Genomic DNA, 19,550 nt, shown 5'->3' with positions numbered 1-19,550 from the left:
GGAGCTCCTCGTGGACCTTTCCTCCCTGACCGCCATCGACGTGCACACCCACGTCGAACAAGACGGCCACGGCTGCTTCGCCCTCGACCAGGAACTGCTGGACGCGTCCGAGAAGTACTTCCGCGCCGGCCAGGACCGCACGCCGACGGTGACCGCGATCGCCGAGCACTACCGGGCGCGGAACATGGCCGCCGTCGTCTTCACCGTCGACGCGCCGGCCGCGACCGGGCACCCGGCGCTGTCGAGCGAGGAGATCGCCGACGCGGCCGCCGAGCACGCGGACGTGCTCATCCCGTTCGGTTCGGTCGACCCGCACGCCGGCAAGGCCGCCGTGCTGCGCGCGCGGCGGCTGGTGGGCGAGCACGGCGTGCGCGGGTTCAAGTTCCACCCGAGCCTGCAGGCGTTCGAGCCCAACGACGTCCGGTACTACCCGCTCTACGAAGCGATCGCCGAGCTGGGCGTCCCGGCCCTGTTCCACACCGGGCAGACCGGCATCGGCGCCGGCCTGCCGGGCGGGCACGGCATCAAGCTGCGCTACTCGAACCCGATGCTGCTCGACGACGTCGCCGCGGATTTCCCCGCCCTCACAGTGATCCTGGCGCACCCGTCGGTGCCGTGGCAGGACGAAGCGATCTCGGTCGCGACGCACAAGGCGAACGTGTACATCGACCTGTCCGGCTGGTCGCCGAAGTACTTCCCGCCGCAGCTGGTCCGCGCGGCCAACTCGCTGCTGAAGCGGAAGGTCCTGTTCGGCTCCGACTTCCCCGTGATCACCCCGGACCGCTGGCTCGCCGACTTCGCCGAACTGGAGATCAAGGACGAGGTGCGGCCGCTGATCCTCAAGGACAACGCAGCCCGGGTACTCGGGCTGGCCTGACGTTTGTCCGGTCCGTCCCCGGGCATCCGCCCCTCCGAAGTCTCACGATCGGAGGCGGTGTCGTGGCGGAGGGTGACGTGCACACCTACTACGAAGACGGGTTGTGGAAGAACCGGGTCGAAGGCGGCAGCCGGGCGTCCAACACCTCCCCCCGGCGCGTCGACGCGGTGCTCGCCGGACGGCAGATCGCGAAGAAACGGCGCGTCGGGCACGTGGTCCACACCCCGGAGGGCGGCGTCGAGACGGAGCGCGACTACCGGGCCGGCCGGTCCGCGCGCTGACCCGCCGGGATGACGTGGGTCACCGCGGGCCCGCGGATGTAACGGACCGCACTGACCCGCGATAGCCCGTTCGTGTCCGGGGATGCCCCGGCCTTCATGAACGGACTGTCCATGCCTCGCCTGCACCTGGCCGCGCTGCTCGCGGCCGGCACCCTCGTCCTCGCCTGCACCGCGTGCTCCGGCACGCCGGGCACGCCGGCGCCGGCCGCCGCCGGAACCACCTCCTCAGCCGCGGAGTCCACGCCTCCGGCCGCCCCGGCCCTCGACGCCGCCAAGGTCGGGACCGCCGTCGCCGACGCCGCCAAGCAGGCGTCGGCCGTGCACGTCAAGGGCACGATGGTGCAGGAAGGCAGCACCGTCAACGTGGACCTGCAGCTCAACCCGGACAGCGCGAACGGCACGGTGGTCAAGGACGGCCTCGAGATCCCGGTCCTGCGCGTCGGGGACAAGTACTACTTCCGCTTCACGAGCTCGCTGGTGAAGCAGGCGGGCGTCCCGGCCTCGGCCGCCAAGCAGCTCACCGGCAAATGGGTCTCGTCCACCGCGAAGATCGGCGCGGGGCTGGGCGAAGCCTTCAAGACCTTCCTCGACTACGGGGCGTTCACCAACGGCACCATCGGCGAGCTGGGGAAGTCGACCTTCACCCTCGGCGAACCCACCACGCTCGCCGGCACGCCGGCGCTGAGCTTCAAGAGCGTCGACGGCACCGCCACCGTGGCTGCCGCCGAACCGCACTACCTGCTGCGCATGTCGGACCCGAAGGACGGCGCCATGGAGTTCAGCGACTGGAACAAGCCGACCACGATCAACGCGCCCGCGGCGTCGGAGCTGTACACCGGCCCCGGCGCCTGACCCTCCCCAGCTCCAAAGCCGTGAAGGCCACCTTGAGGAACTTGAAGTTCCTCAAGGTGGCCTTCACGAACTTGCCGGGGAGCGGGTCAGGACCGCCCAGACGGTCTTGCCGCCGGAACCGGATCGGCTGCAGCCCCAGTTCTTCGCGATCTTCGTGACCATCCGCAGGCCGAGCCCCGTCTCGGCCAGGTCGAGCCCCTCGCGCAGCACCGCCGGGCACGCGCTGTCGTCGGCGACCTCGACCGTCAGCATCCCGCGGCGCAGCTCGAGCCGCAGCCGGGGCGCCGAATCCGTGTGGCGCAACACGTTTTCGACGAGTTCGGTGGCGACGAGCTCGGCGTCCTCGGCCAGCTCGGGCACCATCCACTCCGCGCACGTGCCGCGCACGAACCCGCGGGCGCGTGCCGAGGTGCGTGCCGACCGGTCGAGCAGCCGCCCGTCGCGCCGGCGCTCCGGGCGGGTCAGCGCGGCTTCCGCCGTGTCGTGGTCGGGGTAGACGGGCACGTGCCGCCCGGCCGCTCCCGCGGTCAGCGCCGCCCGCTGTTCCGGCCGGCTCGTCACGAGCGCGAAGGGGATCGCCGGCCATTGCCCGATTCGCAGGGCGACGAGGGCGAACACCCTGGTCAGCGCCCGGTCGCGCAGCTCGAGGCGTTCGATGTCGACAAGCACGCCGTCCTCGGAATCCGCCGCGAACTCCAGCAGCCGGTCGCGCAGCCGCGGGTAGGTCGTCCGGTCGAGCACCCCGACCACCGACGCTCTCGCCAACGCGCCGCGCCGGGGGACGAGCCACACCGAATTGTGCCGGGCGAGCATGGGAGACCACCTCCTCGAACTTCGGTCACCGATCGGATATCCGGTCCCGAACCCGTCAAACACGGCGGTTTTCCCGTTTAGGCGGCCGATTGGGGGGAATCCGTGGGCCCGGAAAAACCGGGCTCGAAAACAATGGCTCGCCACCGTCGAAGAAACTCGAATCCGATGGCCAATACCGCCGTTCGGGCGAAACCGGCGCACACCGGCGCACCGGCGGGCGAACCGCGTTTGTGCGCCGCGCCGCCGGGCATGCCGCCCGGCGGGTCCCCCGGCCGAGGGGCTCGTCCACCCGAATCGGAGGAAGCGTCCATGTCATCGATGGAGACCGAGGTCCGGCGAACCCCGCGCCAGGTTCTCGCCGCGATCGTGGGAGTGGTTTTCCTGCTGGTCGGCGTGCTGGGGTTCATTCCCGGCGTGACCACGCACTACGACATGCTCACCCTGGCCGGGCACCACTCCGGCGCCCTGCTCCTGGGCATCTTCAGCGTTTCGATCCTGCACAACCTCGTCCACCTCGTGTTCGGCGTCGCCGGGGTCGCCCTGGCGAGGACCGTGAGCGGCGCCCGGGCCTTCCTCGTCGGCGGCGGCGTGATCTACCTGGTCCTGTGGCTCTACGGCCTGGTGATCGACCAGGGCAGCGCCGCCAACTTCGTCCCGGTGAACACCGCCGACAACTGGCTGCACTTCGGCCTGGGCATCGGGATGATCGCGCTGGGCCTGATCCCGCTCGGCGCCACGCGCGGCCCCGTCGCCGACTCGCGATGACCGGACGCCGGGCCGGACGGCCGGTTCACGACGGCCGCCCGGCCCGGCTTCCCGCGTACGCCCGCTCCCGAACCCGCACCAGCCATTCCGGGGCGAACCCCAGCCCTTCGGGACGGTTCAGCATGGGGTCGAACGACGGCGCGTCCCCGGCGGCTTCCGTCAACGTCAGCACCGCGCTGTCGCACCAGCGCCCGTCTTCGCGGCCGGTCCGGAGCACGAACCGCAAGGGTGCCGCCGCCCGCACCGCGTCGAGCGACGCTTCGACCCGCGGCGTGCCCGTTTCCGCCCACGCTCCCAGCCAGACCAGCCGGTCGGCCCGGCGGTAGGGCACGAGGCTGCTGTACGCGCCGCGCGTCCACGCGGCCGCCGGCCGGGGCAGCAGCCGCCCGAGGTGGCCGCCGCCCGCCGTCGTCAGCGTGATGTCCCACGGCCCGCCGTCGCGGCCCGCGCCCGGGATCCGCACCGCCAACCCGAGCGCGTCCGGCAGCCGCCCCGGCGTCCCAGCGCCCTTGGACAGCCGCGCGACGACGGGTGCCGTCTCCGGCGGCCACGGCAGATCGTCCGCGACGCGCCGGAGTTCGCCGCGCAGCACGACACCGCCGGGGTGGAAGGCCGGCGCGCGCCGCAGCGCCGCCAGACCGCGGAAGCCCGTCGAGACGAGGCCGGCCATGTGTAGCTCGCTTTCGGCTGGGGTACTCGGATCACCCTCCCGTTACCCGCGCGGAGCACGGAGAAACCGCACTCACCCAAGGAGCACACCATCGCCACCGCGGTCCTGTTCGACGTCGACGGCACGCTCGTCGACTCCAACTACCTCCACGTCCACGCCTGGCGCCGGGCGTTCCACGCGCTGGACCGGAACGTCGACTCCTGGCGCGTCCACCGGGCGATCGGGAAGGGGTCCGGCAAGCTGCTGGCCACCCTGCTGGGCGACGAAGACGCCGAGCGCGTCGGCGACGAGGCGAAGGACCTGCACAGCCGCTTCTACCTGGAGACGGCCGAGCTGCTGCGGCCGTTCGACCGGGCGCCCGAGCTCGTGCGCACCCTCGCGGGGCGCGGCGTGCAGGTCGTGCTGGCGACGTCGGCGGGGCCGGACGAGCTGGCCGCGCTGCGGAAGGTCCTCGACGTCGACGACGTGGTCGCCGGCATCGTGTCCGGGGCGGACGTCGAAGCGACGAAACCCGACCCGGAACCGGTGTTCGCCGCCCTCGAAAAGGCCGGGACGGCAGCGGAGGACACGATCTTCGTCGGCGACGCGGTCTGGGACGTCCACGCCGCCACCAAGGCCGGCGTCCGCACGGTCTCGGTGCGCTCCGGCGGGGTCGGCGCGGCGGAACTGACCGACGCGGGCGCCGTCGCGGTCTACGACGACGTCGCGGCCCTGCTCGACGACCTCGACGACAGCGTGCTGTTCAACTGACCTTCCGGGCGACCAGGCGTTCCACCAGCCCCAGCTTGAACCGCTCCCGCCGTTCCACCGGCACCCCCAGCGCCTTGACGAGGACCAGCGGCCGCCGCCGGAAGTGCTCGCCCGCCAGCGGGACGCTCGCCAGCTCGAGCAGCCACTGCATGCCACGCACCACCCGCGACGACGACGCGACGTGGTCGACCAGGATCAGCCGCCCGCCCGGGCGCAGCACCCGCACCATCTCCCCGACCGCGGCCGCGGGGTCTCCGATCGCGCAGAGGCCGAACGTGCACAGCACGGTGTCGAAGGAGGCCTCGGCGAAGGGCAGCTGCTGGGCGCTGCCCTGGCGCAGCGTCACCGGGCGATCGAGCCGGCGGGCGCGGTCGCGGGCGATGGCGAGCATCCCCTCGCTGAGGTCGAGGCCGGTGAGCGTCACCTCCGCGGGGTAGCACGGGAGGTTCAGCCCGGTCCCGACCGCGACCTCCAGGACGTCGCCCGTGGCCTGGCCGCAAGCCCACTCCCGCGAGTCGCCGAAGAGACGGCGGTCCCAGACGCCCATCTCCGCGTCGTAGGTCGCGGACTTGCGGTCCCAGTACCGACGCCACCGCTCCGCCTTCGTCATATCCCCAGCGAAGCACGAACCGGCGTCGTGGCGGAAGCGACCGCGCTGCGGCGCCGACTCACTCGGTGCCGGTCGCCGCGGCCACGATCACCTCGGCCACGACCTCCGGCTGGGACACCGCGACGGCGTGCGAAGCGTCGATCCGGCGGACGGTCGACGACGCGCGCTCGGCCATGAACTCCTGCGCCGCGGCCGGGATCGCGTTGTCCTGGTTGGCGACCAGCGTCCACGAAGGCAGCTTCGTCCACGCCGGGGTGCCGTCGAACGGCGCGGCCAGCGCCTGCTCCGCGACCGGCCGCTGGGTGACCGCCATGATCGCCGCGGTGGCGGCGGGCACGTCGGCGGCGAAGACCTCGGCGAAGTCTTCCGGCTTGATCGACAGCTCCGGCTGCCCGTCGTGCACCAGGACGTTCGTGGTCTCCGGGCCGAGCTTGGCGCCCGGGTGGCGGCCGGACAGCTCGAACACGCTCTCGCCCGCGTCGGGCTGGAACGCGGCGATGTAGACCAGGGCGCGGACGTTCGGCGTCGAAGTGGCCGCCCGGCTGATCAGGGCGCCGCCGTAGGAGTGGCCGGCCAGCACCACGGGACCGGACACGCCGTTGACGACGTCGGCGACGTAGGCCGCGTCGGACTCGACGCCCCGCAGCGGGTTCGCGACCGCCACCACCGGATAGCCGAGCTCCTGCAGCTTGGCGGCGACGCCCGTCCAGCTGGACGAGTCGGCGAACGCGCCGTGGACCAGGACGACGGTGGGCTTGCTCATGACTGGCTCCTTCAGAGAGAACGATCGGTCTTTCTGCTTCGCCTACTCTGGCGTGCCGGAACCGCGTTGGCAAGGTGACGAAGCCGACCTGGCAGAACGATCGGTCTTTCTCTACACTGCGGGAATGAAGACTGTCGACGCGCACCCGAAGGACCGGCTGCTCGCGACCGCCTCGCGGCTGTTCTACGCCGAGGGCATCCACGCCGTCGGGGTCGAACGCCTGGTCTCCGAGGCGTCCGTGACCCGGGCGACCTTCTACCGGCACTACCCCGCCAAGGACGACCTCGTCACCGCCTACCTCACCGAGACCAGCCGGCAGATCCGCGCGGCCGTCGAAGCGGCCCGGGCCGGCAAACCCCCGCGCGAAGGTTTGGCCGACACGATGGCCGTGGTCGGCGACGCGACCCGCGGCGAGGACTTCCGCGGCTGCCAGTTCCTCAACGCCGCCGCCGAATACCCCGACCCACGGCACCCGGTGCGCGCGGTCATCGACGACCACCGGAACTGGTTCTTCGAAGTCCTGCGCGAGCAGGCGGCCGCACTCGGCCACCCCGAACCGGACCACGCGGCGCGCGTGCTCGTCCTGCTGCGCGACGGTGCACTGCACGGCGGCGAACTCGACGACGCCGGCAAGGTGCGCGCGACGCTCCGGCGGGCCGTCGAGGACCTCTTCCCCGCCTGAGTGGACCGGGGCCCTCTTCACCTGGGCAAACCCGGCAAATCTAGGCCGAACGGGTTACCTTGGGCACGTAAGGTGACGGAGGTGGGGATGACGGCAGACGACGCGTCGCACGTCCCGGCCTGGATCGAGCCGATGCTCGCCAAGGCCGACGGCGGACGGCTGCGCAGCGGCCCCGAGTGGGCCTACGAGTACAAACTGGACGGTTACCGCGCGGCCATGCGGATCGGCCCGGCCGGCACCACCGTGCTGACCAGCCGCAACAACATCGACTTCACCGCCGAGTTCGCCGGCCTCGCCGGGGTGCTCGCCCCCGCCCTCGACGGCCGGGCCGCCTACCTGGACGGCGAGATCGTCGTCTACGGCGAGGACGGCCGGATCGACTTCGAGCTGATGCAGGAACGCCGTGGCCGGTACGTCCGGCACCAGAGCGGGCCGAAGGGCCTCGAGTTCACCGACGTCCCGGTCCGGTTCCTGGCCTTCGACCTGCTCCGGCTCGGCGACCGAAGCCTGCTCGCCACGCCGTACGAGGAACGCCGTCGCCTGCTGGCGGCGCTGCCGATGCCCGATCCCTACCGCGTCTCGGTGGTCCGCGCGGTCACCTTCGACGAACTCGCCGCCGACCGCCGCACCCCCGAAGACTTCCTCGCCAACGCCGCGTCCGCCGGGTACGAGGGCGTCGTCGCGAAGCTGCGCTCCTCCGCCTACGTCCCCGGCCAGCGGCCGGATTCCTGGCTCAAGCACCCGCTGATCCGGACGCAGGAGGTCGTCGTCTGCGGCTGGCGGCCCGGCCAGCACAGCTTCACCGGCACCCTCGGCGGGCTGCTGCTCGGCGCGCACGATCCGGCGACCGGCGACCTCGTCTACATCGGCGACGTCGGGACCGGCTTCAGCCAAGCCGCCCGGGCCGACCTGATGGCGCAGTTGCAGCCGTTCGAGCGTCGCGCACATCCGTTCGTGACGACGCCGCCGAGGGAGGACACCGTCCGCGCCCGCTGGGTCGAACCGCGCCTGGTGGGCGAGATCGTCTACCGGCAGTTCACCCGCGGCGGCCGCGTCCGCCACACCGCGTGGCGCGGCCTGCGCCACGACAAGGAGCCCCGCGACGTCATCGCCCCGCGTGCGGTCCCGCACGAACCCGCCGCCCCGCCGCCCCCGGCCGAGCCGGCCGGTCAGCGGATCATCGTCCAGGCGGGGAACCGGCGGCTCACACTGTCCAATTTGGACAAGGTGCTGTACCCGGCGGACGGGTTCACGAAGGGCGAGGTGATCAACTACTATTCCCGCGTCGCCGCGGTGCTGCTGCCGCACCTCGCGGGCCGGCCGGTCACGTTCATCCGCTACCCGAACGGCGTCGACGGCGAGAAGTGGTTCGAGAAGAACGTCCCGAACGGCGCCCCGGCCTGGCTGCGCACGGTGCGGCTGCCGAGCAGCGGCTCACGCGGCAACGGCGGCACGATCGACTACCCGCTGCTGGACGACCTCCCGGGCCTGGTGTGGGCGGCGAACATGGCGGCGCTCGAGCTCCACATTCCCCAGTGGACAGTGGCGGCGGGCACGCGGCGGCCCCCGGACCGGCTGGTGTTCGACCTCGACCCCGGGCCGGGCACCACGATCGTCGACTGCTGCCGGGTGGCCGCCCGCCTCCACGACGTCCTCGTCGCCGACGGGCTCACCCCGTACGCGAAAACGTCGGGCTCCAAGGGAATGCAGCTGTACTGCGGCATCGACACCGGCGACCCGGCGGCGCCGGCGGCCTACGCCAAGCGGCTGGCACAGCGGCTCGCCCGGGAGACACCGGAGTCGGTGACGGCGGTGATGGCGAAGGCCCAGCGCACCGGCCGGGTGTTCATCGACTGGAGCCAGAACAACCCGGCCAAGACGACGGTGGCGCCGTACTCACTGCGCGGCCGCGACCACCCGACCGCGTCGACCCCGGTCACGTGGGACGAGGTCCGCGCCTGCCGCCACGTCAATCACCTCACGTTCACCGCGGACGAGGTCCTCGACCGCCTCGAAGACCACGGCGACCTCCTCGCCGGCTTGGCCGAGACCCGCACACCACTCCCCTGAGCGAATCCGGCCCGAACGCCCCAATCCGCTTCACGAACACCGGTTTCAATGCCGCCCTCGCGGCCTGCACGGCCGGCTGAACGCCTCCGCCGCACGTGACCAAAGGGTCGACACCCGTGATCAGGAGGTCGACACACGTGATTGAAGGGTCGACACGTGTTCTGGCCGTGTCGACTCCCTAATCACGCGAGTTGACCCCTCAATCACGCGAGTCGACCCCCGAATCACGCGGGTCGTCAGCGCCAGGCGGTGATGGTGACCTCGTCGCCGACGGCGATGCCGCCGGGGGCGAGCACCGCCGCCTTCATGCCGAAGCTGACGCCATCGGGTTCGCGGCGGTAGCCGGCCAGGGTGCGCAACGGTTCCGGGCCGGCGCGCACCCCGGCCGCCTGGTCGACGAGGGTGACCGCGCAGCGGATCGCCAGTTCGCCGAAGCCGATTTCGGTGCCGCCGACCCTCATCCGGTCCACCCGGTCCTCGGTGTGCGGGTCGGGCCAGCCGCCGATCACGATGTTGGGCCGGAACCGGGTCATCGGGACCGGTTCCGCGCCCCGCTCGGCGATTCGCGCGTTCAGACCGTCCAAAGAGGACAGTGAGAGGATCAGGAGCGCCGTGGTGTCGCCGCCGCGGACCCGGCTCGCCCGGTCCGGCTCGCGGACCAGGCGGACCGGCCTGCCGAGCGCTCCGGACAGCCACTCCGCCGTCTGGTCACCCTGGTCGATCCCGGCCCCGGGCCACTTGTCCACGTCGACCGGCCGGGCCGGGCCGTCCACCGCCACGTCCAGCACGAACTCGCCGGCACCGGGGGCGCTCAGCGCCAGTTTCCCGCCGTCATCGGACAACCGGCCCCGGATCGTCGCGAGCCGCGGCGTCTCGCCCTGCCAGGCGGTTTCCCCGTCCGGGCCGACCACCGCGAACAGCCGATCGTGGGTCAGCCCGGCCGGACCGACGTCGGCCTGCTCGTGGACGACCCCGGCACATTCCTTGATCGGATACGACGTCAGCGCGTGAACGGTCCCCATACCGCCAAAGTACCGCCCGCGGCGGCCGGACTACAGGACGAAACCTGCCGGGAACGGATCGGACGGGTCGAGCAGGTACGTGGCGGTGCCGGTGATCCAGGCGCGGCCGGAGAACTCCGGGATCACGGCGGGCACTCCGCCCACCTCCGTTTCCCCGGCCAGCTCGCCCGTGAACGTGGTGCCGATGAACGAGCTGTTCTCGAACGGCGTGTGCAGCGGCAGCTCGCCGCGGGCGTGCAGCTGGGCCATCCGGGCGGACGTGCCGGTGCCGCAGGGTGACCGGTCGAACCAGCCCGGGTGGATGGCCATCGCGTTCCGCGACGCCCGCGCGTCCGAGCCCGGCGCGAGGAACTGGACGTGCTTGCAGCCGCCGATCAGCTGGTCGGCCGGGTGCTTCGGCGGCCGCTGCTCGTTGATCGCGCCCATGATCGCCAGGCCCGCCGAAAGGATCCGGTCCTTCTCCGTCCGCTCGAACGGAATGTCCACTTGGGACAGTTCGAGAATGGCGTAGAAGTTGCCGCCGTAGGCGAGGTCGTAGCGGACCTCGCCGAAACCGGGCACGTCCACCACGGCGTCGCGCTCGGCGAGGAACGACGCGACGTTGCGCAGCTTGACGCGTTCGGCCCGCCCGTCCCGGACGGAGACCTCGGCGCGCACCAGCCCGGCCGGGGTGTCCAGGCGCACCACCGTCACCGGCTCGGTCACCTCGACCATGCCGGTCTCCACCAGCACCGTGGCCACGCCGATCGTGCCGTGGCCGCACATCGGCAGGCAGCCGGACACCTCGATGTAGACGACACCCCAGTCGGCGTCCTCCCGGCAGGGCGGCTGCAGGATCGCGCCGCTCATCGCCGAGTGGCCGCGGGGCTCGTTCATCAGGAACTGCCGGAGGTGGTCGAGGTTTTCGATGAAGTAGCGGCGGCGCTCGGCCATCGTGGCGCCGGGGATCGTGCCCACCCCGCCGGTCACCACCCGGGTCGGCATGCCTTCGGTGTGCGAATCGACCGCCGTGATCGCGCGTGAGGACCGCACCTACGCCACCCCCAGCGCCGCGAGCGCGCGGCCCATGTCGGCGCGGACCTGCTCGCGTTGGGCGTCCGAAAGCGGGCCTCGCGGCGGGCGGCACGGGCCGCCGTGGCGGCCGACCATGTCCATGCCGAGCTTGATGGCCTGGACGAACTCGGTGCGCGAGTCCCAGCGGAACGCGGCCACCAGCGGCTCGTACAGCGCACGGGCTTCGTCGAGCTTGCCCGCCGTGGCCAGCTCGAACAGGCGCGCCGACTCGGCCGGGAACACGTTGGGGAACCCGGCGAACCAGCCGGTGGCGCCCATCAGCAGGCTTTCCAGGACGACGTCGTCGGCGCCGCCGATCACGGCCAGCCCGGGTGCCCGCTCGCAGATCTCCAGCACGCGCCGGACGTCGCCGGAGAACTCCTTGACGGCCACGACGTTGTCGATCTGCGCGATCTCGGCCAGCAGGTCCGGCGTGAGGTCGACCTTGGTGTCGAAGGGGTTGTTGTAGACCATCACCGGCAGCCCGACGGACGCGACGGCTTCGAAGTGGGCGAGGACTTCGCCGCGGTTGGCGCGGTAGAGCGTCGGCGGGAGGCAGAGCACGCCGTGCGCGCCGTCCTCGGCCGCCGCTTCGGCCCAGTACCGGGCCTGGTGCGCGCCGGGGCCGTGGACGCCGACGACGACGATCCCGTCGGCCCCGACGGCCTCGATCGCGGTGCGGGCGACGCGGCGGCGCTCGTCGTCGGTGAGCGAGGAGTACTCGCCGAGGGAACCGTTCGGGCCGACCCCGCGGCAGCCGTTGTCGACGAGCCACCGGCAGTGCTCGGCGTAGGTGTCGTAGTCGACGGCCAGCCCGGCGGGCGCGGCGTCGTCGGCCCGGTAGGGCAAAGCGGCGGCGACGACCACGCCGCCGAGGTCGCGGGTGCTCATGCGTCGGTCTCCTTCGGATCGGCGAGCTCGCCCAGCCGGATCGGCTGGGCGATCGGACGGTGGTGCCGCTCGGCACCCCCGCAGAGGTCGGCGACGGCCGGCCCGCACATCCGGCCCTGGCAGGGGCCGAGCCCGGCGCGGGTGCCGAGCTTGAGCGCGTGCGGGCCCGGCGCGGCCGGGCCGGCGGCGGCGTTCTTCAGGTCGCCGTAGGTGGTTTCCTCGCAGCGGCAGACGATCGTGTCCGCGCGCAGCCAGCCGGGCCAGGCCGCGCCGATCGGATGGGCGGCGGCGAGCCGTCCGGCGAACGCGCGGGCCCGATCGCGCGTTCGGAGCAGGGCGGGGGCCGGTCGGCCGCCGGCCGCGACGCAGCCGGCGACGGCGCCTTCCGCCGCCGCGGTCACCGCGCCGCCGATGCCGGTGATCTCGCCGGCGGCGAACACGCCGGGGACGCTGGTGCGCTGGTCGCCGTCGACCCGGACGAACCCGCCGTCGAGCGCGCAGCCCGCCGCGACGGCGAGTTCGGGCTGCGGCACGAAGCCGTGCCCGACGCAGACGGCGTCGACTGCGTAGGTCCGTTCGGTGCCGGGGACGACCGACCAGTCCGCGCGGACGCGGGCGGTGACGACTTCGCGGACCCGGTCGTCCCCGCGGGCTTCGACGACGGCGCGGCCCATGCGGTAGGGCACGCGGTGCCGGGCCAGCGTGCCGGCGTAACGGACCAGTTCGCCCGTCTTGCCGACGTGCGCGGCCGCGCGCCACGACCATCCTTTGAGGACAGTCGAGGCCGGGTTTGCCTCCAGGACGGCGAGCACCTCGGCGCCGACGTCCAGCAGCGATTCGGCGACCGGCAGCAGGAACGGCCCGGCCCCGGCGACGAGCACCCGCCGTCCGGCGGCCACCCACTCCCCCTTGGCCAGCGCCTGCGCGGCGCCCGCGGTGAAGACGCCGGGCAGCTGCCAGCCGGGGAACGGCAGGACCCGGTCGTGGGCGCCGGTGGCGAGGACCAGCGCGTCGGGCTCGAGAACGTGCCGCCGCCGCCCGGTGCCGTCGGCCGGGCCGCGCAGGACGTGGACCCGCCTGCCGTCCAGCGCCCAGACCGTGCTCTCGGGCCACCACTCGCACCGGCTCAGCAGCGCCTCGAAGCCGTGCCGCGCCCCCGCCTGCGTCCGGTGGTACTGGCCGCCCGGCGCGTCCGCCTGGTCCAGGACGGCGACTTCGGCCCCGGCACGCAACGCTTGCTCGGCGGCGGCGAGTCCCGCGGGCCCGGCCCCGATGACGACCACCCGCGTCACGCGCCCTCCTCCCGGGACTGGGTCCGGACCTCGTCGCCGTCGGCGGCGCGGCGGCGGCAGGCGCGGACGTCCGGCACGCCGTTCACGGTGAGCAGGCAGTCGAAACAGGCGCCGATCCCGCAGAACACGCCCCGCGGCGCGCCGGACCGCGTGGTGCGCCACGACGTCCGCCCGGACGCCAGCAGCACGCCGGCGATCGTCCGGCCCGCGACACCCGCCACGGTTTCGCCGTCGACGGTGATCTCGATCGGCCGGTCGCTCACGCCACCACCGCCGGACGGTCCACAGTGAACTCCCCGACCGGCATCGACGGTTCTTCCCCGGTGAGCAGCTCACGCAGCAGCCGCGCGGTGCCGACGCTCAGGCCGATCCCCGCGCCTTCGTGGCCGGTCGCGTGCCAGAGGTTGCCCAGCCGCGGGTCCTCGCCCAGCACCGGGAGGTGGTCGTCGACGTACGGCCGGAAGCCGCCGTAGGCCCGCATCACTGCGGCGTCGGCCAGGGCCGGGAACAGCCGCACGGCCTTGGCCGCGATGGCGCCCAGCACGTCGGGCCGGATCGCGTCGTCGAAGCCTGCCTGGCGGCGCGACGAGCCGATCAGCACGGTGCCGCCCCGTGTCGACTCCACCACCGCGGACGTCTGCAGCTCGCCGCTGCCGGTCCCGACCGCCCCGACGTAGTCGGCGTCGTAGACCTTGTGGCGCACCACGCCGGGCATCGGCGTGGTCACCAGCACCTCGCCGCGCCGGGGCCGGACGGCGATCGGGGCGCCCAGCCGGGCCGAAACGAGCCCGGACCACGGGCCCGCCGCGTTCACGACGATGTCCGCCTCGACCACTTCGCCGGGTACGCGGACCCCGGCGAGCCGGCCGCCGTGGACGACCGCGCCGGTCACTTCGGTGTCCGTGCGCAGCCGGGCGCCGTGGGCGAGCGCCGAGCCCAGCAGGGCCAGCGTCGCGCCGGCCGGCTGCACCTGCGCGTCTTCCGGGTAGCGGACGGCCGCGGTCACCTCCCGGGTCAGCGCGGGTTCGGCCGCCGCGACCTCCGCCGCGGACAGCCGCTCGGTGCGGACGCCCGCCGCGGCCTGCTCGGCGGCGAACGCGGTGAGCGCGCGGGCCCCGGCTTCCGTGGTGGCGACGACGATGCCGCCCTTGGGGTCGTACTCCGTCGCGGCCGCCGCCCGCGGGTCGGCGCCGGCGATCTCGGCCAGCAGCCGCGGCCACAGCCGGGCCGACAGTTGAGCGAGCGCGAGCTCGGCGCCCGGTCCCTTGTCCGAAACCAGGACGTTGCCCTCACCGTGCGAGGTGGTGCCGCCCGCCGGCCGGCCGCGGTCGAGGACCACGACGTCGAAGCCGGCCGAGGCGAGCTCACGCGCGCACGCGGCGCCGACGATGCCGGCGCCGATCACCACCACCCGCGTTCGGTTCATCGCGCCTCCAGCGTTCGGTATAGCGAACGATAGGTCTCGGTCGCGAAGGGTGTCAATCCGCCACCGGGACCGGGTGCGGCCTGCCGTCGAGCCGCTCGTCCGCGCGGTACTGCAACAGCAGCACCGAGTGCACGGGAGCGGCCAGCGCGGTGTAGCTGTGCGGCTCGCGGGCGTCGAACGCGACGTAGTCGCCGGGCCCGAGGTCCACGGTCCGGCCCGCCACCTCGACCCGCAGGCCGCCGGTCTGCACGACGGTGTGCTCGACGCCGACGTGGCCCTGAGACCGCTGCGGCGAGTCCCCGCGGACCACCTGGTCGTACACCTCGAAGACGCTGTTCTCGGCTTCGATCCGGCGCAGCGGCCGCAGGTCGACGCCTTCGCCGCGGAGCACCTCGACGTCCGCCGCGCGCACGACGGTCAGGCCGCCGCGGGGCCGGTGGTCGAGCAGGTCGGAGATGGCCACCTCGAGGACCCTGGACAGGCTGAACACGGTCTCGATCGTCGGGTTGCCGGTGCCCGCTTCCAGCTGGGACAGGGTCGCCTTGCCGATCCCCGACCGCCGCGCCAGCTCGGAGAGCGACAGGCCCCGGGCGGAGCGGGCGGCCCGCAGGTTCACCGCCAGCATGTCCCGGATCGACGGGTGGCCGTCTTCGGCGTCGTTCGGTAAAGCGTCCATCGGTCCCCCCTTCTGTTCGGTTTACCGATCGAGCCAGCGTAGTGAAAAGCGCTACGAGGAACCAGCCTTCCTCGTTAGCCTGGGCCCGGTGACCCCGTCGATCCTCGCCATGGCCGGCCTGGCCACCCCGATGGCCATCCGGGTGGCCGCGACGCTCGATCTCGTCGAACACGCGGGCCCCGCGGGCGCGACCGCGGAGCAGCTCGCCACCGCGACCGGCAGCTCCGCGCCGGCCCTGCGGTGCCTGCTCGACCACCTGGTGGCGATCGGCGTCTTCGCCGCCGAGTCCGGCCGCTACCGGCCCACCGACCTCGGCGCCCAGCTCGCGGAAGACGCCCCGGAGGGGATCAAGCCGCTGCTCGACATCCGGTGCGCGGGCGGGCGGGCCGAGCTGGCCTTCGCCGACCTGCTGGAGACGATCACCACCGGCGCGCCCGCCTACGAGCGGCGGTACGGACGCGAATTCTGGACGGACATCGACGCCGAACCGGCGCTGCGGCGCTCGTTCGACGCCCAGATGCGCTGGCGCTTCCAAGCACAGGCCCCGCAGATCGCCGAGCGGTTCGGCTGGGGCCGTTTCCCCCGGATCCTCGACGTCGGCGGCGGCAACGGGACGCTGCTCGAAGCGATCCTGCTCGCCCACCCCGAACTACGCGGCGACGTGCTGGACCTGGCGCCGTCGGCCGCCGAAGCCACCGAGCGGTTCGCGGCCGCCGGGCTCGCGGACCGGGCCGGCGCCGTGGCGGGCAGCTTCTTCGACCCGCTGCCGGCCGGGGCGGACGCCTACCTGGTGTCGGACATCCTGCACGACTGGGACGACGACCACGCCCGCCGGATCCTGGTGAGGTGCCGCGAGGCCGCGGCGCCGGACGGCACGGTCGTGGTGGTCGAGCCCGTGCGGAACCAGGGCTCCGACACGGCGATCGACCTGTTCATGCTGATGTGCTTCGCGGGCCGCGAACGGACCGTCGACGAGCTGACCGCCCTCGCGGCCGGCAGCGGTCTCACCCTCCGCACCACAACGCCAGTCTCGAACGGCCGCACGGCTTTGGAATTCGGCGTCGCCTGATTCGAGGCCGTGAATGGCACATTGAGGGACATAGAGTCTCTCAATGTGCCATTCACGGCCTTACGGGAAGACTGCCCCGGCCGGGTGAGCGGCTCAGTCCGTCAGGATCGCCGGGTCGCTCGTGCTCGGCCGGCCGGTCTCCCCGTGTCCCGCGAGGCGGCGCAGGAACTTCGGGTCGTGGTCGGAGGAGACCGAGACGTCGTACCAGTTGCCGCTCCGCCGGGTCTCCACGACCTCGACGACCCGCGCACCCGGTCGCAGCGAGCGCGTCACCGAGCGCCGCCCATAAGCGTCCGTCAAGGTCAGCTTCACGGTGGTGGTCCCGGAGTTCGTCAGCACCAGTTCGAGGCCGGAGCCGGAGCAGCGCACGCTCACCTCGGGCCCGGCGCCGCTCCCCCGGAACTGCCGCACGAAACCGTTCGGGCCGTAGGCGGTGTAGTCGTATCCACCGGACGCCGGCAGCGCGGCGGCCAGCGAACGGCCGGCACCCGCCGTGTACGTCCGCGGCTCACCCGACGGCGTGACGACGTAGAACGTGGCCCCCGCCCGGCCGTGGTTCGCGAACGTCACCGTGAGGTGGTCACCGGCGAGCCGGGCGTCGGCGGCCAGGTCGTACGGCAGTGCCCGGGCCGGCCGCAGCCCGTGTTCCTGCTTCGGCAGCACGCCGTGGGCCGGGACCGCGGGCACGTAGTCCGGGTGCCGCTCGCGGTCCGGTGGGAGGTAGCCGGCGGTGTCCGGCAGCTTCGGCACGGCGGTGTCGGTCCGCGCGAAGTCGAACGCCGACGTCAGGTCGCCGCACACCGACCGGCGCCAGGCCGAGATGTTCGGCTCCCGCACGCCGAAGCGGCGCTCGATGAACCGGATGATCGACGTGTGGTCGAACGTCTCGGAGCACACCCAGCCGCCCTTGCTCCACGGCGACACCACGAGCATCGGGACGCGCTGGCCGAGCCCGTACGGGCCGGCCGGGTGTGACGCCGACCCCGCGAAGATCTCGCCCGAGGTGTCCACAGTGGACTGACCGGCCGACGCGTACGGCGGGACGACGTGGTCGAAGAAGCCGTCGTTCTCGTCGTAGGTGATGAGCAGCGCGGTCTTGCTCCACACGTCCGGGTTGGCGGTCAGCGCGTCGAGCACCTGCGCGATGTACCAGGCGCCGTAGTTCACCGGCCAGTTCGGGTGCTCGCAGAACGCCTCCGGGGCGGTGATCCACGAGACCTGCGGCAGCTTCCCGGCCTTGACGTCCGCGCGGAGCTGGTCGAAGTAGCCTTCGCCGGCCTTGGCGTTCGTGCCCGTGCGGGCCTTGTCGTATAAGGGATCGCCGGGCTTGGCGTTGCGGTAGGAGTCGAAGTACAGCAGCGAGTTGTCGCCGTAGTTGCCGCGGTAGGCGTCGTCGATCCAGCCCCAGCCGCCGGCGGCGTCGAGGCCGTCGCCGACGTCCTGGTAGATCTTCCACGACACCCCGGCCTTTTCGAGCCGCTCGGGGTAGGTCGTCCAGGAATAGCCCTTCTCGTCGTTGCCGAGGACCGGGCCACCGCCCTTGCCGTCGTTGCCCGTGTACCCGGTCCACATGTAGTAGCGGTTCGGGTCGGTCGAGCCCATGAACGAGCAGTGGTAGGCGTCGCAGATCGTGAACGTGTCGGCCAGCGCGTAGTGGAACGGGATGTCCTCGCGCGTCAGGTACGCCATCGTGGTCGAGCCCTTCGCGGGCACCCACTTGTCGTACTTCCCGCCGTTCCACGCCGCGTGCGTGTCGTTCCAGCTGTGCGGCAGGTCCTGGATGAACTGCAGGCCCAGGTTGTCCGCTTCGGGGCGGAACGGCAGGATGTCGCGCTTGCCGTCCGACTGCTCCCACACCACCTTCCCGGAGGGCAGGGTGGCCGGCCGCGGGTCGCCGAAGCCGCGGACCCCGCGCAGCGTGCCGAAGTAGTGGTCGAACGACCGGTTCTCCTGCATGAGGACCACGACGTGCTCGACGTCGGCGAGCGTGCCGGTGCGCCGGAAGGCGGGGATCTCCGCCGCGCGGGCGATGCTCGTGGACAGCGCGGTAAGGGCGGCGGTGCCGCCGGCCAGCTGCAGGAACCGCCGTCGGTTGACGTCCGTCATGAAGACTCCGGGGGTGTCGGGGTGGAGAGCCGGGCCAGTATGTGCGGGGCTTCGAGAACCTTTGCCGGGCCCGAGGCTAACTCCGGGCGAAACCCTGGTAAACGACTCCGGCCGGACAGGCCTTGACGGAAGTACGGAAGCATGTACTAATGTAGTGCTTCACTATGAATGACGTACCCAACCTCGCCCGGGACGCGGAGGACCTGCTCTACTCCCCCGGCGTCCGGACCGCACTGGCCGGGTTCACCCTCGGCGACGACACCACCGTGCTGGAGACGGCCGCGGCCGTCCGAGCCGCCGCGCGCGGCCTGGACCAGCTGCGCTCCCATGGGACGGACAGCCGCGGCCTCAGCCCCGGCGCGCTCGACATCCTCATCCGGCTCGCCGGCCTCGGCTCCGGCTCGGACATCCCCGGCGCAGAGACCGCCGGCTCGAACATCAAGGACCTCGCCGCCGCCGCCGGGGTCAGCTCCCGGAACGTCACCGGCCTGGTCGACACCCTGGAGCGGGCCGGGCACGCGGTGCGCGTCCCCGACCCCCGCGACCGGCGGTCCGTGCTGGTCCGGATCACCGAGGACGGGCGGACGTGGCTGGCGGAGTTCCGGCGGCCTTCGCAGCTGGCGATGGCCGCTCTCTTCCGCGGGTTCACCGCCGCCGAAACCGCCCGGCTGCGGCACCTGTGCCTGCGGCTCGTCGAAAACCAGCAGCACCTCGCCCGTCACCTGGAGGACCGATGACCGAAACCACGCGCGAAACCGTCCGGCCCGGTTCGACGGCGACGTGACACCCCTGATAGCGCGCGGGAACAGCGGTGACCGCCCGGGTGCCCGGGTTTGTGGAGACCACGGGCTGAACTCGACCACCGGGCGGCCATCGCCGCGC

Annotated in this window: 21 protein-coding genes; 9 read left to right on the top strand and 12 right to left on the bottom strand. The window is 72.7% G+C overall.

Features of this window, described 5'->3' with window-relative positions:
* Window positions 1-10: 10 nt before the first annotated feature.
* The 3 genes from couO (at window position 11) to A3CE_RS0145335 (ending at window position 2,010) form a co-directional block, all read left to right on the top strand.
* Entirely contained in the window at window positions 11-877 is an 867-nt protein-coding gene (gene couO, locus A3CE_RS0145345) for a 4-hydroxyphenyl-beta-ketoacyl-CoA hydrolase (protein ID WP_020646760.1), read from the top strand.
* 62 nt (window positions 878-939) lie between these two features.
* Window positions 940-1,158 carry a DUF2188 domain-containing protein gene (locus A3CE_RS0145340; protein ID WP_020646759.1) on the top strand — a complete coding sequence of 73 codons (219 nt, stop codon included), beginning with the start codon at window positions 940-942 and terminating at the stop codon, window positions 1,156-1,158.
* Window positions 1,159-1,269: 111 nt separating this feature from the next.
* Window positions 1,270-2,010 (top strand): hypothetical protein, encoded by a 741-nt coding sequence (locus A3CE_RS0145335; protein WP_026469491.1) that lies wholly within the window; start codon window positions 1,270-1,272, stop codon window positions 2,008-2,010.
* A 63-nt stretch (window positions 2,011-2,073) separates the two neighbouring features.
* On the opposite strand, the gene A3CE_RS0145330 is transcribed toward A3CE_RS0145335, so the two are convergent.
* Window positions 2,074-2,823 (bottom strand): ATP-binding protein, encoded by a 750-nt coding sequence (locus A3CE_RS0145330; RefSeq protein ID WP_020646757.1) that lies wholly within the window; start codon window positions 2,821-2,823, stop codon window positions 2,074-2,076.
* 309 nt (window positions 2,824-3,132) lie between these two features.
* Between A3CE_RS0145330 and A3CE_RS0145325 the strand changes: the two genes are divergently transcribed.
* A complete protein-coding gene (locus A3CE_RS0145325; RefSeq protein ID WP_026469490.1) occupies window positions 3,133-3,588 on the top strand; it encodes a DUF4383 domain-containing protein in 456 nt (151 codons plus the stop codon).
* Between the two features lie 25 nt (window positions 3,589-3,613).
* Here the strand turns inward: A3CE_RS0145325 and A3CE_RS0145320 are convergent, their stop codons facing one another.
* A complete protein-coding gene (locus tag A3CE_RS0145320; protein WP_020646755.1) occupies window positions 3,614-4,258 on the bottom strand; it encodes a hypothetical protein in 645 nt (214 codons plus the stop codon).
* Window positions 4,259-4,288: 30 nt separating this feature from the next.
* Here A3CE_RS0145320 and A3CE_RS0145310 point away from each other — a divergent pair, with 30 nt between their 5' ends.
* Window positions 4,289-5,008, top strand: coding sequence for an HAD family hydrolase (locus tag A3CE_RS0145310; protein WP_125591386.1), 720 nt, complete (start codon window positions 4,289-4,291; stop codon window positions 5,006-5,008).
* Here A3CE_RS0145310 and A3CE_RS0145305 read toward each other — a convergent pair.
* Both A3CE_RS0145305 and A3CE_RS0145300 read right to left on the bottom strand, forming a co-directional pair.
* The gene (locus A3CE_RS0145305) at window positions 5,001-5,618 is read right to left on the bottom strand and encodes a class I SAM-dependent methyltransferase (protein ID WP_020646752.1); all 618 of its coding nucleotides are present in this window, start codon (window positions 5,616-5,618) and stop codon (window positions 5,001-5,003) included. The two genes, A3CE_RS0145310 and A3CE_RS0145305, sit on opposite strands and share 8 nt — an antisense overlap.
* 58 nt (window positions 5,619-5,676) lie before the next feature.
* Complete coding sequence (locus A3CE_RS0145300; protein ID WP_020646751.1) at window positions 5,677-6,381, bottom strand: alpha/beta fold hydrolase; 705 nt, start codon at window positions 6,379-6,381, stop codon at window positions 5,677-5,679.
* Window positions 6,382-6,505: 124 nt separating this feature from the next.
* Between A3CE_RS0145300 and A3CE_RS0145295 the strand changes: the two genes are divergently transcribed.
* Complete coding sequence (locus A3CE_RS0145295; RefSeq protein ID WP_020646750.1) at window positions 6,506-7,063, top strand: TetR/AcrR family transcriptional regulator; 558 nt, start codon at window positions 6,506-6,508, stop codon at window positions 7,061-7,063.
* Between the two features lie 87 nt (window positions 7,064-7,150).
* The gene (ligD, locus tag A3CE_RS0145290; protein WP_020646749.1) at window positions 7,151-9,133 is read left to right on the top strand and encodes a DNA ligase D; all 1,983 of its coding nucleotides are present in this window, start codon (window positions 7,151-7,153) and stop codon (window positions 9,131-9,133) included.
* 236 nt (window positions 9,134-9,369) lie between these two features.
* Here ligD and A3CE_RS0145285 read toward each other — a convergent pair whose 3' ends face one another.
* From A3CE_RS0145285 to A3CE_RS0145255, 7 genes are read right to left on the bottom strand one after another with little or no spacing between them, the layout of a single operon-like run.
* Window positions 9,370-10,155, bottom strand: a complete 786-nt coding sequence (locus A3CE_RS0145285; protein ID WP_020646748.1) for an MOSC domain-containing protein — start codon at window positions 10,153-10,155, stop codon at window positions 9,370-9,372.
* A gap of 30 nt (window positions 10,156-10,185) precedes the next feature.
* Window positions 10,186-11,187 (bottom strand): proline racemase family protein, encoded by a 1,002-nt coding sequence (locus A3CE_RS0145280; protein WP_020646747.1) that lies wholly within the window; start codon window positions 11,185-11,187, stop codon window positions 10,186-10,188.
* Window positions 11,188-12,099, bottom strand: coding sequence for a dihydrodipicolinate synthase family protein (locus tag A3CE_RS0145275; RefSeq protein WP_020646746.1), 912 nt, complete (start codon window positions 12,097-12,099; stop codon window positions 11,188-11,190).
* A complete protein-coding gene (locus A3CE_RS0145270; RefSeq protein WP_020646745.1) occupies window positions 12,096-13,391 on the bottom strand; it encodes an FAD/NAD(P)-dependent oxidoreductase in 1,296 nt (431 codons plus the stop codon). Before A3CE_RS0145270 ends, A3CE_RS0145275 begins: the two co-directional genes overlap by 4 nt.
* Complete coding sequence (locus tag A3CE_RS0145265; RefSeq protein ID WP_020646744.1) at window positions 13,388-13,654, bottom strand: (2Fe-2S)-binding protein; 267 nt, start codon at window positions 13,652-13,654, stop codon at window positions 13,388-13,390. Before A3CE_RS0145265 ends, A3CE_RS0145270 begins: the two co-directional genes overlap by 4 nt.
* A complete protein-coding gene (locus A3CE_RS0145260) occupies window positions 13,651-14,817 on the bottom strand; it encodes an NAD(P)/FAD-dependent oxidoreductase (RefSeq protein ID WP_020646743.1) in 1,167 nt (388 codons plus the stop codon). The genes A3CE_RS0145265 and A3CE_RS0145260 overlap by 4 nt, the downstream gene beginning before the upstream one ends.
* A gap of 52 nt (window positions 14,818-14,869) precedes the next feature.
* Window positions 14,870-15,493, bottom strand: a complete 624-nt coding sequence (locus A3CE_RS0145255) for a helix-turn-helix domain-containing protein (RefSeq protein WP_020646742.1) — start codon at window positions 15,491-15,493, stop codon at window positions 14,870-14,872.
* Window positions 15,494-15,581: 88 nt separating this feature from the next.
* Here A3CE_RS0145255 and A3CE_RS55755 point away from each other — a divergent pair, with 88 nt between their 5' ends.
* The gene (locus A3CE_RS55755) at window positions 15,582-16,562 is read left to right on the top strand and encodes a methyltransferase (RefSeq protein ID WP_020646741.1); all 981 of its coding nucleotides are present in this window, start codon (window positions 15,582-15,584) and stop codon (window positions 16,560-16,562) included.
* A gap of 93 nt (window positions 16,563-16,655) precedes the next feature.
* On the opposite strand, the gene A3CE_RS0145245 is transcribed toward A3CE_RS55755, so the two are convergent.
* Window positions 16,656-18,668 carry a phosphocholine-specific phospholipase C gene (locus A3CE_RS0145245; protein WP_020646740.1) on the bottom strand — a complete coding sequence of 671 codons (2,013 nt, stop codon included), beginning with the start codon at window positions 18,666-18,668 and terminating at the stop codon, window positions 16,656-16,658.
* 164 nt (window positions 18,669-18,832) lie between these two features.
* Between A3CE_RS0145245 and A3CE_RS0145240 the strand changes: the two genes are divergently transcribed.
* Window positions 18,833-19,405 carry a MarR family winged helix-turn-helix transcriptional regulator gene (locus A3CE_RS0145240; protein WP_020646739.1) on the top strand — a complete coding sequence of 191 codons (573 nt, stop codon included), beginning with the start codon at window positions 18,833-18,835 and terminating at the stop codon, window positions 19,403-19,405.
* The last annotated feature ends 145 nt before the right edge of the window (window positions 19,406-19,550 follow it).

This window comes from Amycolatopsis balhimycina FH 1894 (assembly GCF_000384295.1).
GTDB lineage: Bacteria > Actinomycetota > Actinomycetes > Mycobacteriales > Pseudonocardiaceae > Amycolatopsis > Amycolatopsis balhimycina.
Note: the sequence above shows the minus strand (reverse complement) of the source record. Positions and strands in the feature narration are given on the sequence as shown.

Excerpts from the sequence above, each read along its gene's own strand:
- A3CE_RS0145335 (WP_026469491.1), top strand. The coding sequence starts at position 1,270 with ATGCCTCGCCTGCACCTGGCCGCGCTGCTCGCGGCCGGCACCCTCGTC.
- A3CE_RS0145330 (WP_020646757.1), bottom strand. The coding sequence starts at position 2,823 with ATGCTCGCCCGGCACAATTCGGTGTGGCTCGTCCCCCGGCGCGGCGCG.
- A3CE_RS0145325 (WP_026469490.1), top strand. The coding sequence starts at position 3,133 with ATGTCATCGATGGAGACCGAGGTCCGGCGAACCCCGCGCCAGGTTCTC.
- A3CE_RS0145320 (WP_020646755.1), bottom strand. The coding sequence starts at position 4,258 with ATGGCCGGCCTCGTCTCGACGGGCTTCCGCGGTCTGGCGGCGCTGCGG.
- A3CE_RS0145305 (WP_020646752.1), bottom strand. The coding sequence starts at position 5,618 with ATGACGAAGGCGGAGCGGTGGCGTCGGTACTGGGACCGCAAGTCCGCG.
- A3CE_RS0145300 (WP_020646751.1), bottom strand. The coding sequence starts at position 6,381 with ATGAGCAAGCCCACCGTCGTCCTGGTCCACGGCGCGTTCGCCGACTCG.
- A3CE_RS0145295 (WP_020646750.1), top strand. The coding sequence starts at position 6,506 with ATGAAGACTGTCGACGCGCACCCGAAGGACCGGCTGCTCGCGACCGCC.
- ligD (WP_020646749.1), top strand. The coding sequence starts at position 7,151 with ATGACGGCAGACGACGCGTCGCACGTCCCGGCCTGGATCGAGCCGATG.
- A3CE_RS0145285 (WP_020646748.1), bottom strand. The coding sequence starts at position 10,155 with ATGGGGACCGTTCACGCGCTGACGTCGTATCCGATCAAGGAATGTGCC.
- A3CE_RS0145275 (WP_020646746.1), bottom strand. The coding sequence starts at position 12,099 with ATGAGCACCCGCGACCTCGGCGGCGTGGTCGTCGCCGCCGCTTTGCCC.
- A3CE_RS0145260 (WP_020646743.1), bottom strand. The coding sequence starts at position 14,817 with ATGAACCGAACGCGGGTGGTGGTGATCGGCGCCGGCATCGTCGGCGCC.
- A3CE_RS0145255 (WP_020646742.1), bottom strand. The coding sequence starts at position 15,493 with ATGGACGCTTTACCGAACGACGCCGAAGACGGCCACCCGTCGATCCGG.
- A3CE_RS0145245 (WP_020646740.1), bottom strand. The coding sequence starts at position 18,668 with ATGACGGACGTCAACCGACGGCGGTTCCTGCAGCTGGCCGGCGGCACC.
- A3CE_RS0145240 (WP_020646739.1), top strand. The coding sequence starts at position 18,833 with ATGAATGACGTACCCAACCTCGCCCGGGACGCGGAGGACCTGCTCTAC.